The organism is Candidatus Enterovibrio altilux, assembly GCF_002381345.1.
Lineage (GTDB): Bacteria > Pseudomonadota > Gammaproteobacteria > Enterobacterales > Vibrionaceae > Enterovibrio > Enterovibrio altilux.
Window position 1 is genome coordinate 1,483,251 of record NZ_CP020660.1, and the last position, 14,257, is coordinate 1,497,507.

6 protein-coding genes and 4 pseudogenes are annotated in these 14,257 nt (G+C 38.6%); 3 read left to right on the forward strand and 7 right to left on the reverse strand.

The window, feature by feature from the left end; translation table 11 throughout:
- Window positions 1-147 precede the first annotated feature (147 nt).
- The 5 genes and pseudogenes from BTN50_RS06295 to BTN50_RS06315 all read right to left on the reverse strand — a co-directional run.
- A pseudogene (locus BTN50_RS06295) lies at window positions 148-763 on the reverse strand (transposase); the annotation flags it as partial.
- 264 nt (window positions 764-1,027) lie between these two features.
- On the reverse strand, window positions 1,028-2,332 hold the full coding sequence (gene aceA / locus BTN50_RS06300; protein WP_096619437.1) for an isocitrate lyase: 1,305 nt from the start codon (window positions 2,330-2,332) through the stop codon (window positions 1,028-1,030).
- Between the two features lie 72 nt (window positions 2,333-2,404).
- Window positions 2,405-4,012 (reverse strand): malate synthase A, encoded by a 1,608-nt coding sequence (gene aceB, locus BTN50_RS06305; RefSeq protein WP_096619438.1) that lies wholly within the window; start codon window positions 4,010-4,012, stop codon window positions 2,405-2,407.
- A gap of 514 nt (window positions 4,013-4,526) precedes the next feature.
- Entirely contained in the window at window positions 4,527-6,278 is a 1,752-nt protein-coding gene (menD, locus tag BTN50_RS06310) for a 2-succinyl-5-enolpyruvyl-6-hydroxy-3-cyclohexene-1-carboxylic-acid synthase (RefSeq protein WP_096619439.1), read from the reverse strand.
- Window positions 6,275-7,636: an isochorismate synthase gene (locus tag BTN50_RS06315; protein ID WP_096619440.1), complete on the reverse strand. Its 1,362-nt coding sequence runs from the start codon at window positions 7,634-7,636 to the stop codon at window positions 6,275-6,277. The genes menD and BTN50_RS06315 overlap by 4 nt, the downstream gene beginning before the upstream one ends.
- A gap of 520 nt (window positions 7,637-8,156) precedes the next feature.
- Here BTN50_RS06315 and BTN50_RS11320 point away from each other — a divergent pair.
- The 3 genes and pseudogenes from BTN50_RS11320 to BTN50_RS11325 form a co-directional block, all read left to right on the forward strand.
- Window positions 8,157-8,264 (forward strand): annotated as a pseudogene (locus BTN50_RS11320) (IS5/IS1182 family transposase); the annotation flags it as partial.
- Between the two features lie 607 nt (window positions 8,265-8,871).
- Window positions 8,872-11,079 (forward strand): GTP diphosphokinase, encoded by a 2,208-nt coding sequence (relA, locus tag BTN50_RS06320; RefSeq protein ID WP_096619441.1) that lies wholly within the window; start codon window positions 8,872-8,874, stop codon window positions 11,077-11,079.
- A gap of 401 nt (window positions 11,080-11,480) precedes the next feature.
- Window positions 11,481-12,158: pseudogene (locus BTN50_RS11325) on the forward strand (IS5 family transposase); the annotation flags it as partial.
- A gap of 69 nt (window positions 12,159-12,227) precedes the next feature.
- On the opposite strand, the pseudogene BTN50_RS11330 reads toward BTN50_RS11325, so the two are convergent.
- Together BTN50_RS11330 and serC are read right to left on the reverse strand one after the other, a co-directional pair.
- Window positions 12,228-12,662: pseudogene (locus BTN50_RS11330) on the reverse strand (transposase); the annotation flags it as partial.
- 432 nt (window positions 12,663-13,094) lie between these two features.
- Window positions 13,095-14,177 (reverse strand): 3-phosphoserine/phosphohydroxythreonine transaminase, encoded by a 1,083-nt coding sequence (serC, locus tag BTN50_RS06330; protein WP_096619443.1) that lies wholly within the window; start codon window positions 14,175-14,177, stop codon window positions 13,095-13,097.
- Window positions 14,178-14,257: the final 80 nt, after the last annotated feature.

Genomic DNA, 14,257 nt, shown 5'->3' on the forward strand with positions numbered 1-14,257 from the left:
AGTTGTGCTCCCTTAGGCTTAAATGTTCTTCCAAACGGTTTTTTGCTCCGAAAAATTACCGTTTCTGATAAAGAATATTTATGGTCAGCATGTCTTATTTTTGAAGGCTGATTTGAACCGCATAACTTCTGAGTGCTAGCCGTGTAATACGAACAGTTTCGTAATATTGTCTAGTACCATAAGAACCATCAGCTGATATTTCATTAATTCTTTGGTGGGCCTATTTAAGTAAATTAAGTGGTATTTTCCCGTCAATAACATTAGATGCACCTAGCGCAGCAGAAATGATTTCATGTGTATTTATATCTACTGTTAAATGTAACTTTAGCCAAATTCTTTGTTTCCCATGAGTGCTGTGCTTTTTTATTTTTTTATGCACTTTCATAATAAACTTTGAGCCGTAGAATTAATGGCTAAGAGCTAAACGGTTCCGTAAGTCTTAGCCTTGAACGCGAATTAACCATTTTAGCTTGCTTGCTAATGCATGAATAATGAGGATATGATAATGGCAGTTCAGTGAGCTTTAGAATAAAACTAATGAACTCTGACAGACCGCGCGACGGCATTGAAAATATTTGTTTGACTATGAGAGACGTAGTAATTGCTAAGTCACTAAACAAACGAAGTCTCCCACGATTACTATGCTTGATTTAATCTCATAGCTGAATAGGACCTTCATCAATCCAGAATAGCAGTGAGTCACAATTTATTAAAGCGTGATTAAACTCCCCCTGTGGGTTGTTTTGTAGCAAGGCTTATCCATAAAACTAAACATTTAAATGAATTTCTGTAGATCGTACTTAATGATTTCATTGCCTAATTTAAAAATTAATTTTTATTTAGTATATAACTGAACTTAAAATAATGTAGTGGTATTGAAGCATAATTATCTTTCTTGTTTCTCTGTTTTGTGTTATCTAATACTTGGATATTCATTATGTTATATTGGCTTTTTATTTCGTTCAAAAATGCTACTGAATGAGCTCGCTTAAATGTTGAATACCAAGAAGAGTATTACTTTGTATTATTAAAATTGGTCTTCTTCAGTAGACCCCTTAAGAGCGGTCACTGAAGAGTGACCACCTTGAATGATATTCGTCATGGTGTCGAAATATCCAGTGCCCACTTCCTGTTGGTGTGCCACGAAGGTGTAACCACAATTTTCTGCTTCAAACTCGGGACGCTGTACTTTTTCAACGTAGTGGCGCATACCTTCACCCTGTGCATAAGCGTGGGCCAAGTCAAACATATTAAACCACATGTTATGAATGCCAGCGAGGGTAATGAACTGGTATTTATAACCCATGTCTGACAGTTCTTGCTGAAAACGAGCAATGGTATTTTTATCTAAATTTTTCTCCCAGTTAAATGAAGGCGAGCAGTTGTACGCCAACAGTTGAGCTGGGTACTGAGAATGAATTGCTTCCGCAAACTGATGAGCTTCATTCAAATCAGGTTTTGCTGTTTCACACCAGAGAAGATCTGCATACGGTGCATATGCTAGACTACGTGAAATGGCTTGGTTAATACCCGCATGTACTTTATAAAAACCTTCTGCAGTGCGCTCACCTACGATGAACTCTTTATCGTATGAATCGCAATCAGAGGTTAAAAGATCTGCTGCATTCGCATCGGTACGTGCAATGATAAGAGTGGTAGTACCAGCAACATCCGCAGCAAGACGCGCAGCGATTAATTTTTGAATAGCTTCTTGAGTAGGAACGAGGACTTTTCCACCCATATGACCACATTTTTTTACGGCTGCTAATTGGTCCTCAAAGTGAACACCTGCCGCACCTGCTTCAATCATCAAACGCATTAGTTCATAGGCATTTAACACACCACCAAAGCCAGCCTCTGCATCCGCAACGATTGGAAGGAAATAATCTGTACCTTCTCCCTGTTCGCCACCTTTGGACCATTGAATTTGGTCTGCACGACGGAATGAATTATTAATGCGCTTAACCACAGCAGGAACAGAATCTACAGGATAAAGAGATTGGTCAGGGTACATGTTTGATGCGGTGTTGTTATCTGCTGCTACCTGCCAACCAGACAAATAAACGGCTTCAATACCGGCTTTTGCCTGTTGCACTGCTTGACCACCAGTCAATGCGCCCAAACAGTTTACATATCCTTTTTTTGCAGAACCATTTACTAAATTCCATAATTTATTAGCCCCACGTTGAGCAATCGTCTGCTCAGGAATAAAAGAACCACGCAGTGTAACAACTTCTTCTGCCGTATACGTTCGTTTTACATTCTCCCAGCGTGAGTTCTCTATCCAGTCGGTATTTAGTGCGTCAATTTGCTGTTGCCTTGTCATCGTCATTGTGATTTCCTCTCTCAATATCTTACTAAGTTTGGCTTGAAAGATCTTGGACTCCAATTACCTTTGGTTAACTTAATCTAACCATTCGTATCCAGATAACGTTAAGAAATCAGCTAGCACATTACTTGTTGTCAGCTGTTCCAGCATACTGGCTGCCTGCTGGTATTTCCCATTTTTAAATACATCATTCCCTAATTCTGCTTTTAGTGCACCCATCTCTTCGGTCAAACAGGCACGGAAGAAATGGGTGGTCATTTTTTTGCCGTTGCTAAGTGATTGCTCATGGCGGATCCACTGCCAAATTGATGCTCGCGCAATCTCAGCCGTAGCAGCATCCTCCATCAAGCCATAAATCGGCACACAACCGTTACCGGAAAGCCACGCTTCGATGTATTGCACCGTAACGCGTATATTATGACGCATTCCATCTTCCGTGCGATCACCTTCACAAGGCGCAAGCAATTCATTAGCGGTAATAGGAGAATCTTGTTCACGCATTACATCTAGTTGATTTTTACGATCGCCCAATGCTGCATCAAACACCGCTTTTGCAGTGTTAACCAAGCCAGGATGTGCTACCCATGTGCCATCGTAACCAGTATTTGCTTCCAGTAACTTATCGGTTTGAAGTTTATCCAGTACCTGCGTGTTCTTCTCTGGATCTTTCGACGGGATAAAGGCGGTCATTCCACCCAGAGCCATTGCGCCTCGGCGGTGACACGTACTAATGAGCAGTCGCGAATAGGCATTTAGGAAAGGTTTGTCCATTGTGACAACCTCACGATCTGGTAAAATACGGTCCGGATGATTTTTTAATGTTTTGATGTAACTGAAAATGTAATCCCAACGTCCACAGTTTAGTGCCACAATATGATCTTTCAGCTTAAAGAGAATTTCGTCCATCTCGAACACAGCAGGTAAGGTTTCAATCAATACTGTTACTTTAATAGTGCCATGTGGTAAATTAAACTGATCCTCAGTAAAATAAAACACATCGCTCCACCAAGCTGCTTCTTTGTGTCCTTGGAGTTTTGGTAAGTAGAAATAAGGACCAGAACCGTTAGCTAACAACGTTTTGTGATTGTGAAAGAAGTATACACCAAAGTCGAACAGCGCGCCTGGAATGGCCTTACCATTATATAGTATATGTTTCTCTTTCAAATGAAGGCCACGGACACGACACATCAATACCGCAGGATCATCGTTCAACGTATACTTTTTACCATTGGTTAGGTTTTTATATGAAATAGTGCCATTAATTGCATCCATCAAGTTACGTTGTCCATCTAACACAGACTTCCATTCTGGTGAGAATGAGTCTTCGAAATCAGCCATGAAAATCTTTACGTTTGCATTCAGTGCATTGATTATCATTTTTCGCTTTGGTGGCCCCGTGATTTCTAATCGTCGATCTTGAAGATCCGAAGGAATACCTAGAATCGTCCAATCACTGTCTCTGATGTTAGACGTGTCAGACAAAAAATCTGGCAATTCGCCACTATCAAAATAAGCTTGGCGAACATCTCTTGCTTCAAGCAATGACGGAATATGATCAGCAAAACGTGTCACAAGCGCATCAATGAAAGTCATGGCCTCTGCGGTTAATACGTCAGATTCTCGTACTGTAACTGGTGGAACAAACATCAGTCCTTTAAATGTATATTGTGTTTGCACTACCATAACATTTCTCCAAAGTCCCTTTGTAACTAAATGATAATAATTAAATAATAGCATTTACTGTGCTGTTGTTCTGATTTATTGAGGCTTACCATTACGTTGGTGTATTTACAAGGACAGGTCAATACCTCCCAGCGTACCTAACTCACAAATAAAACCAGCTAATCCTTTCCATTTCAACTTGCAATGGCTTTATTTCCTAATTTGCGTTCAGATGGCAAATCCCAGTATAATTAACTATTAAAAGATCGTTCCGTTAATTTGAGCATTGTCTAATAGTAAATTATGTGAAGATTGGTTACCTAAACTAGTATTGGCTTCTCTACTTTCTTTTTTAATTTTACAGCAAGCATGTCGCCTTTATTCATTACATGTCAATGGTGAATCATGTATTCCTTAGACTAAATGTAGTGTAAAATACCTGCTTTTTTAAATGTTTATTGTGTTTATCGATGATTTTAGTAAAAATTTTAATGCATAATCGCCGTATTAAATACATGATCTCAACGGTTATTATTTAGTTAATTAACGTAGCACTTGCAACATCAGAGAATAGAGTCTTTAGTTGCTCACCGGATTCTCCCGCTGGAACACAAATCTCCATAAGCAATGTCCCTGGTTTTTTTTGACCTTCAAGACAAATACGACGTCCTTCTTCTAAGGTTATTGGCCTACTATAGCCTAAACCAAACATAGCGGCTGCATGTAAAAATTCGAAACCATGTGGCATACGGTAAAGCGCATCTTTGCTTTCTTGCGGCACAGGTAGCATGTCGAATATGCCACCGCCGTTGTTGTTTACGACAATGATAACAAGAGGGTGAGAATTTTGCGATAAGAGCGCAAAACTATTTAAATCATAAAGTGCAGATATATCACCAAGCAGACACACCATTGAGCGTTGATTTGCGCGTTGAATCCCAGATGTTGTCGCAATAAGACCATCAATGCCTGAAGCGCCGCGATTAGCATAAACATTTATATCGGGTAAACACGCACACATATCAAGAAGACGAATTACTAAACTGTTGCCGATAAACAGGTCACTGCAAGTATCAATCCAATTTGTAAAGTCCGTCGCCATTGCAAGTTCAGAAATAGATGCTGACATTTCAAGTTTCTCCTGAATCATCGTCTGATAACGTTTACTGGCCGATGCTAATGCGCGGCACCAGTTAGTCACATCTGATGTAGGCCTGATGATGTCGTCTGTGTTAATAATAAGTTGCTCTGCAATGCAATCTAGCTTTCCAATAATACGAAAAGCTTGTAGATGCCTCGGATCAAGACGGCCCGGATGATTATCCACTAACCAATAATCTCCTTTAAATTTGGCCATAAACTGCCCTAGGCGTTTTGAAACTAATCGACTACCAAATTGTACAATAACAGCCGTTTGACATAGTAAATTAAAGCATGCTTGGTTTTGCATCCAAACATCAAAACCTGCAAAGTCAGACCCCATTCCAGATTGAGGATCACAAAGAAGTGGCCAACCTAACTTTTTCGACAAAACCTGAATTACACGTCGCTCTTTTCGCGATAAGCGTCCAGTAATGATAATTCCTTTTTTACACTGAACATTTTGCCAATGCATAATGATACTCGAGGTATTCAGCCATAAATTCTTTGTTTCTGTTTTAACAAATGTTAAATATCGAACGTTACTTTCAAGCCATGCAGTTACGGGCAGAAGGTAACTATTGGCTATGTCCAATTCTCCATATAAAGGTTCGGGGAAGGGGCAATTAATGTGAAAACTGCCTCCTGCCTGGGCTTGTGCATACAATTTTTCATCTAACGTCGATAATAGCCAAGCAGGGCTTATCAATTCAGAAGGGGAAGGCAAATTACAGCTAAAATCCACATGTTCGCCAAAAATGTTGAGTTGGCTAATCGCCTGATTAGCACCACACTGGATCAACTCGGTAGGTCTATCAGCGGTTAACAATATAAGTTTCTCGCGAGTTAAGTGGCTTTCCGTAACCGAAGAAAGAAGATTTGCTACCGCAGTGCCTGACGTTACGATTACTGCAATGGGTTTATCTGATGCTTTTGCCAACCCAAGAGCTAGAAAACCTAGACCTCTTTCATCAAAATGGGTATGAAGCCGTAATGAAAAATCATCGCTTTTCCTTAAAATTTCAGCCTCGAGCGTTAATGGCGTAGAACGAGAACCCGGCGCGATGCAGATGTCTGTTATACCAGCACGTTGTAATGACATAAGCATTAGTTTTGCCCAGATGCGATTGAGAGTAGATTGCTTCATCCCGCTCTTTTTTCCATCTCAATATCTAAACCAGACGCTTTAGCTATTGGTTTTGCATTTTTACATGGTAATGGTGCAGGTTTTAACAAGTTCATGAGGGTTGATATTTTTTTGTTTAATTCTTCCCATTCTGTTTCTGGCTCAGAACCAGGCACAATCCCTGCTCCTGCAAAAAGATGTAGTGTATTTCCCATTATTAATGCGCTCCGTATTGCAACACAAAATTCGCTGCGATTATGGCCAAAAAAACCGATCGAACCACTGTACCAGCCACGAGCAAAAGGTTCGTTGTCGGTAATAAATTTAACTGCGTTGTCACGAGGAAGGCCTGCAATAGCTGCCGTAGGCTGAAGCATTTCAAGCAAGGTAGAACTAGATATATTATTCTTCAATGTTGCAGCAATATCACGTTTTAGGTGTTGCACTTTGCGAAGTCGAATAAGATGCGGTGATGCCTCCACCTCAAGATTAATACTATACTTAGCAAGGCGAGTTTCGATATCTTTAACCACTAACTGATTTTCGTAGATATTCTTGGGATCACTAAACAACCACTGTGCCAAGGCATGATCATCTTGAGCTGTTTTTCCCCGTCCAATGGTCCCTGCCAGTGCTTCTGTGTGTAGTTTATGATGATGACGATGAAACAAACGTTCAGGTGTGGACCCAATAAAGCAGTGCTTTTCATCAAGTGCAAACAAAAAATGAAAATTAGCCCCGTTTTGTGATCGGCTAGCTTTTAATAATTGAAGTGCTGAAATATTGCGATCTAAAGTTAACGATGTTTGTCTAGCCAACACTACTTTTTGCAAGTCAGTGGCGTGAATTTCTGCCAATGCTTTGTTCAGAATGTTCGCCCATTGCGGAAATACCGGGGAATGTTCGATACTCATAATATTACATTCTGGGTTACCCAGCGAGATAACAGCATCAGACAATTGAGTGATTGCAGCGTATGATTTTTGGATATCATCACCTACATTTAAAGACAATGTCCATATATTGTTAATACGAGATAGTTCTATCTGCGGCAGAAAAAAGAAAAATTGTGCACAGCATTGATTATGTTCTGTTCTGCCATCAAAAGAACGTCCACCCCAAATTTTTTGTCCTTCAACAAGTGCTAATTCTGCGATGAAAGGGTTTGAAAAAGTATGAACTTGTCCAAGTGCAACGGTTTCTTCATGACCATCACGTGATTGCCAATAGAACTTAGGAAACAACGATTGTGCATTCAGCCATTCCATCGGATCAATTCCGTCGGGCAGTAACAAAGGTATGTTTAACCGCGGTTGAGTTGTAGACAAGGTAACCAATGCCTCACTAAGTTGGGCAATCGCATGACTCAAATTGGTCAAGTTAACCTCACTAGTACCTGCAACCCAAAACTATTTGTCTGATCCCATGATATTTTGCTTTAGCAGCTACGAGACTAGTTGCTATGATTTTTATTCTTGATTGTGCACTTTATTCTTTGATGCAATCCAGACAAAAAATAAATACTTTATAGTAAATTCAATTAAATATTTTATAAAAAATACATTTCATAAGGTGATTAATATTGAGGAAAAGTGAATATGTTAGGTTAATATCCTAACATATCCGTATTTAATGATTGTATTTCTATGTTCGTATGACTTGTTACTATTAGTCACTGATTATATGCTGAATTATTAGTGTAATTTGTGGCTTTGTTTCCTAATTCGAGTTTACATAGTAAACTCCAACATGCTTCACGATCATATGATCGTTTTTATTTTAGGCATGCCCAGCTCTGGAGGCTTATTTAACGCTTTCATCGTGGCATAAATTTTACTAATTTGGAGACTATAGTCATTTAGAAGCAATGTTTTGAGTTAAAAAACTTCCAGGAGGACATTGAGTTTAAGAGATCACAATTCTCAGATTAGTGAAACTTACGCAATGATGAAAGCGTTAAATAAGCTGATAGGATTAGGTATGCCTAAAACAAAAGTGCTCATCTAATAGCTAGCCATGTGGAAATGTTTTATCTGAACTTAAATTAAAAAAACCTTGAATAATCGACATCTGCGTTGAATGCTTTATTGCTAGTTTTTGAACTGTGAAATTTTATACAAGTGGGTGTTTAGATTAATGAATAAATAGTCACAAAGCATTGATGTGACTAATGCCGACATCGCATGCTCGCATTTTTGACTTGTTATGCAGTCTTATAAACTTGAGTTTACCGTTGGTAAAACAAGCATTAAAATGGCGAAGTTTAAATGGACTGCAGCCATGGTTACACACCCCAGCAAAAACGCTAGTTGTAAGGAAATTAACCAATGTAATCTTTTCTATGTCAATCTAGAACTTGATGCTAAGCAAATAGACTAGATAAACGAAAATATAATAAAATTTTACTTAATTTCATCAAATGTATCACATAATGTATTAAATGTACAATGATACTTAAAAAATATCATATATGGTACTTAGAGTCAATGGCAATGTTAGTCAACAGCATAGACTGCAAAACACTGACAATCAGGATGGTATGCTGGTTTATGCTCGAACCTTCTTTAATATTGAAATGATTTGAGTGTATTGATATAAAATACAGGATAATAAAATGGTCGCAATTCGTAGCGCGCACCTTAATAGTAAAGAATTTATTCTTAAAAGCTGGGTCGATAGTTTAGCCCAAGAAACCATTGTTTCTGAGACATTGATTAATGCTTATCGTCATTGTCAGTCATTGAGTAATGAAGATAGTCTCGGACAACCACTTTGGTGTGGGCGTGAAATGATTGAGATCCTTGTCACATTGAGTATGGACCAGGAGACGTTATTGTCCGCACTTCTTTTTTCCGTTGTGGAAGAAGGTTTGTTAGACAACGAAGCATTGACTGAAAAATACGGCAATGCCATTGCGAAAATAGTTGATGGCGTTCAAAAAATGGCAACAATTCGATATTTAAATGCAACAACTGGAGCAGCTGCAGCATCAACGCAAATCAATAATGTCCGTCGCATGTTACTCTCGATGGTTGATGATTTGCGTTGTGTGGTTATTAAGCTTGCCGAACGTATAACCCATTTACGACAAGTGAAAAATGAACCAGATGAAGTTCGCCGAACCGTTGCAAAAGAGTGTGCAAATATCTATGTTCCACTTGCAAATTGTTTGGGTATTGGCCAGCTTAAATGGGAAATTGAAGATTATGCTTTTCGCTATCAGGATTCTTTTACCTATAAACAGATTGCTAAACAGTTGGCTGAAAGGCGTATAGATCGCGAGCAATATATTGATGTGTTTGTGACAGATTTGCAGCAGTCAATGGAAGCTTTAAACATTAACGCACAGGTGTATGGTCGGCCAAAGCACATCTACAGCATCTGGCAAAAAATGCAGGAAAAAAATCTTAATTTTGGTGAGCTTTTTGATGTGCGTGCCGTGCGTATCATTGCAAACCAGCTGCAGGACTGTTACGCAGCATTAGGTGTGGTACACACCAAGTACTGCCACCTCCCCAAAGAGTTTGATGATTACGTGGCACATCCTAAACCGAATGGCTATCAATCCATCCATACTGTTGTGTTAGGGCTGGAAGGCAAAATAGTTGAGATTCAAATACGCACCAAACAAATGCACGAGAATGCTGAGTTAGGGGTTGCGGCTCACTGGAAATACAAAGAAGGTGCCACTGCAAGCCATAGCTGTTGCGACGAGAGAATCATTTGGTTACGTAAACTACTTGAGTGGCAGGAAGAAATGTCTGATTCTAGTACAATGCTGGATGAGTTACGTAGCCAAGTTTTTGATGATCGTGTGTATGCATTTACGCCTCGTGGTGATGTTGTAAATTTACCGGTTGGTGCCACACCCTTGGATTTTGCCTATCACATTCACTCTGAAGTGGGTCATCGCTGCATTGGCGCAAAAGTGGAAGGGCGCATTGTACCATTCACATACCACCTGCAAATGGGTGATACAGTTGAGATTATTACGCAAAAGGAATCAAACCCTTCACGTGATTGGCTAAACTTTAGGCAAGGTTTCGTCAATTCAGGTCGTGCTCGTGCGAAAATCAACGCATGGTTCCGTAAGCAATCACGTGTTAACGACACTATTACAGGCAAAGAAATGCTCGGTACTGAGCTCGCAAAAATTGGTGCTACCAGTAAAGATGCATTACTCGTGGTGAAACGCTTTAACATGAACAGTTTGGAAGAAGTTTATGCGGGGGTCGGTAGTGGCGACTTACGTATCAATCAAGTGTTACATTATATTAATTTTTTGGTAAATAAACCTACCAAAGTTAAAGTAAAGCCATATCTTTTTAAAAAATTTAACCGAACAGAAACGTCGACAACTGCACAAAAAATACGCCGTGATGCAGTGGTGAAAGGAGTCGATAACATAATGACGCACCTAGCCAATTGTTGTAAGCCTATTTCGGGTGATGTAATTACAGGCTATATCACTCGAAGTCGGGGTATCTCTGTTCACCGCGCGGATTGCGATAGGCTTAAAGAACTTCGTCATCATGTCCCTGAACGTTTTATTGAAACAGTGTGGAGAGGTAATTTTAATGGTACTTTTCAAATTAGAGTGCGCGTGTTAGTGACTGAACGAAATGGTTTAATCAAAGATCTTACGAATGCACTGACTATTGAAAAAGTGCAAATTTTTGGCATGCAAAGTCGCGCCCATTATAAGCAAGAAATATCAATCATAGACTTTGATTTAGAGCTCAGTTACCTGGGAATTTTAAGTCGCGTAGTAGGTCGACTCAAGCGAGTGCAAGATGTGCATGAGGTAAAACGTCTGCACTGAACATTGGAAAAATACATAAAGTGAGAGCATTGGCGTCTCTTTTTTTAAAATGACATATATTTTAGTTCAAATAAAATATGCGTGTAGACATTGCTCGATTTTATTTACTCATTAAAATGTAGATAACAAATTTCAACATGATTAACGATTAAATAATCTCTTTCGTTTCAGGCATCACTAGTCTAGTCAGCTGACTTAAAGCTTTTATTGTTACGGAGGTTTCATCTGTCAGGGCATTACAATCCTGTAGGCTCAATGTTTCTCCGAGCAGCTTGTCGATTCGAGAACACTGCCGTTTCTGCTAGGACATGTTTATGGTAACCGACTTTGTTTTCTGCAGTAGGGAATTAAATTACCAATTTATGCTCTAAACAACTAGGCTCACTTAAATATTCAGGTACATGAACAAATTTCGCTACAAAATAACTAACCGAAAGCAATATAATTAAGCTATTAATCAATAGTGGCTTACTAATCTCCTGAATTGATGAAGAAGCCATGCAACTATAGAATCAAATGAATAGGATCATGATGGAAACCTAACTTATTTAGCGACTTAGCTATTACGAAAGGTTATCATAGTTAAACGTGTATTTTCACTGCCATCAAGAGGACTGCAAGGATTCATAAGGTCTGTCTTCAAATTTGCCCCATTACCGTTGTCATGCCATCATTATTCATGTATTAGCAAGCAAACTAAAACGATTGGCGTTATCTTTAAGACTAAGACTAAGACTAAGACTAAGACTAAGACTAAAGGAACCATCCGGCACTTAGTCATTGATTCTACGGAGCTAAAAATTTATAGAGAGGGTGACGGGAAAGTACAAAAGCATGGCACTGATGGGGAATCGTGAATTTGGCGTAAATCATGTTTAGCGGTAGGTATAAATACGCATGAAATAATTGCTGCTGCGTTAACTGCATCAAGTGTGGCTGAAGGTGAAGTGCTGCCTAACTTGCTAAAATAAACCTATCGAAGAATCCATAAGATATCAAGTGATGGCGCTTATGATACCAGACAATCTTACAAAACCCTTTATATCAAAAAAGCGGGTTTACTCATCCTACCAAGAAAAAATAACTTTATGGGAATGAGATTATCTGTATAATTGCTGGTAACTGACCGTTAAATGTAATTTGCTCTAGACTCTCCGTTTCCCATCAGTACTATGCCTTTTTATTTTTCATGCTTCTTACCGTAAATTTTGAGCCCCGTAAAATTAATGGCTAAGTGCTGTTTGCTTCTTTTATTCTTCGTCTTGAACGTGACGTTCATTGCTTCGGCTCGCTTGTGCATGCATTAATGGTGAGGGTATGACAATGGTAGCTGAGCAAGTTTGCAAACAAAATTAAGAAATCCTTGAAGACTTCTTAATGCATTGTAAATACGCATTTCACCATGTGTGCCATTGTAGTGGCTAAACCGCTAAATAAACGAGGTTTTTCCATGATTATCCGGTTTAGTTTGATTCGATAGCTGAATAACTTTTTCATTAATCTAGTAATATTGGTGAGCCATGATCAATTAAAGCTTGATTATATTGTTTCCAGTTAGTTATTTTATAGTGAAGATTGTTCATACACCTGAATATTTAAGTGAGCTTAATTATTTAGAGTGTTGATTGAGAATTTTATTTCTTTATTTAGGAAATAAAGCTGGTTACCACCAACGTTCCTTAACAAAAATAGCAATGGTTCGAGCCAATAAACTACTGGTAGGAACATCAAGCTTAAGGAATTACGCAACTCAGATTAGTGAAATCAACGGCATGATAAAATGTTAAAGATGTTGATAGAGTTAGATATGCCTAACACGAAAGTGATCGTCTAATAGTGATATGTTGGGATTTGCTATCTAAATGCGAATTGGTAAATAAAGTTAGTTAGATAGAAAGTAATTATTTAGTTCCTTGACTTAAAAAATAATGCCACATATTTATAATATAAAGGTTTTTGATAAATATAAAAATTTATTTTTAGATGCCTTTATAAAAATGCAATGTACGGTGAAATTAGGTGTGGTCCTTTGCAAATGTTTTCATGTAATCTACAAGAGATTGAACTCCTTCCAGCAACATAGCGTTATAGATAGAAGCGCGTATTCCACCCACGTTACGGTGACCTTTTAATCCGACAAGGTATTGTGCTTGTGCATTTACCAAAAAACTAGATTCTAATTCAGAATTCGTCAATTGGAACGGAATGTTCATCAAAGAACGATTAGTTTCATGAATATTATTTAAATAAAAATTTGATGTGTCAACACAATCATACAGTAGAGCTGCTTTTTTTTCATTCTTCATATGTATTGCTTCAACGCCACCTTGGGCAAGAAGCCACTTATAAATTTCACCCGCCAGATACCAACTAAAAGTAGGAGGAGTATTGAACATTGACTTTTTATCAACAAGCGTGGTATAGTTTAAGACACTTGGGAGAAATGTTTTTGCCTTACCAAGTAAGTCATCATGAATAATAACTAGCGTAATGCCTGCAATACCAATATTCTTCTGAGCACTAGCATAAATCACGCCATACTTAGATACATCGATTGGACGAGACAAAATCGTTGAAGACATATCTGCAACAATTGGCTTATTAGTCTCAGGCAGATCCCGAATTTCGATGCCATCAATCGTTTCATTTGAGCAAAAATGGATATACGCTGCGTCCGAGCTCAACTTCCAACTTTTAGCTGGTAATACTGTGCGCTTTCCATCAACCGTGGCTAGCACCTTGACTATGTTTGGTGTACAGTATTTTTTCGCTTCTTGAGCCGCACTGTTAGCCCAAAAACCAGTATCAATATAGTCAGCACTAGTGTTATTGCCGAGAAGGTTCATTGGTACTGCCGCAAATTGTGCTCGTGCTCCACCCTGACAATACACAACATGGTAGTCATCAGGAATAGACAGCAAAGTACGGAGAGCTTTTTCTGCATCAGAAACAATCATCAAAAATTCTTTACTGCGGTGAGATATTTCCATGACTGACGAACCAATTCCATCCCAGTTTGCTAATTTTGATTGGATACTTACCAAAACTTTTTGTGGTAACATTGAAGGACCAGCTGAGAAGTTGCATACTTTTTTCATTATGAGTAATTATTCCTCTACTATAGTAATAAATTTCAATTATATAAATATTTTACTTAATATTTTCAAATGTGATTAAT

Coding starts and splice junctions, on each gene's coding strand:
- menD (WP_096619439.1), bottom strand. CDS start 6,278: ATGAAGCAATCTACTCTCAATCGCATCTGGGCAAAACTAATGCTTATG.
- relA (WP_096619441.1), top strand. CDS start 8,872: ATGGTCGCAATTCGTAGCGCGCACCTTAATAGTAAAGAATTTATTCTT.
- aceA (WP_096619437.1), bottom strand. CDS start 2,332: ATGACGATGACAAGGCAACAGCAAATTGACGCACTAAATACCGACTGG.
- serC (WP_096619443.1), bottom strand. CDS start 14,177: ATGAAAAAAGTATGCAACTTCTCAGCTGGTCCTTCAATGTTACCACAA.
- aceB (WP_096619438.1), bottom strand. CDS start 4,012: ATGGTAGTGCAAACACAATATACATTTAAAGGACTGATGTTTGTTCCA.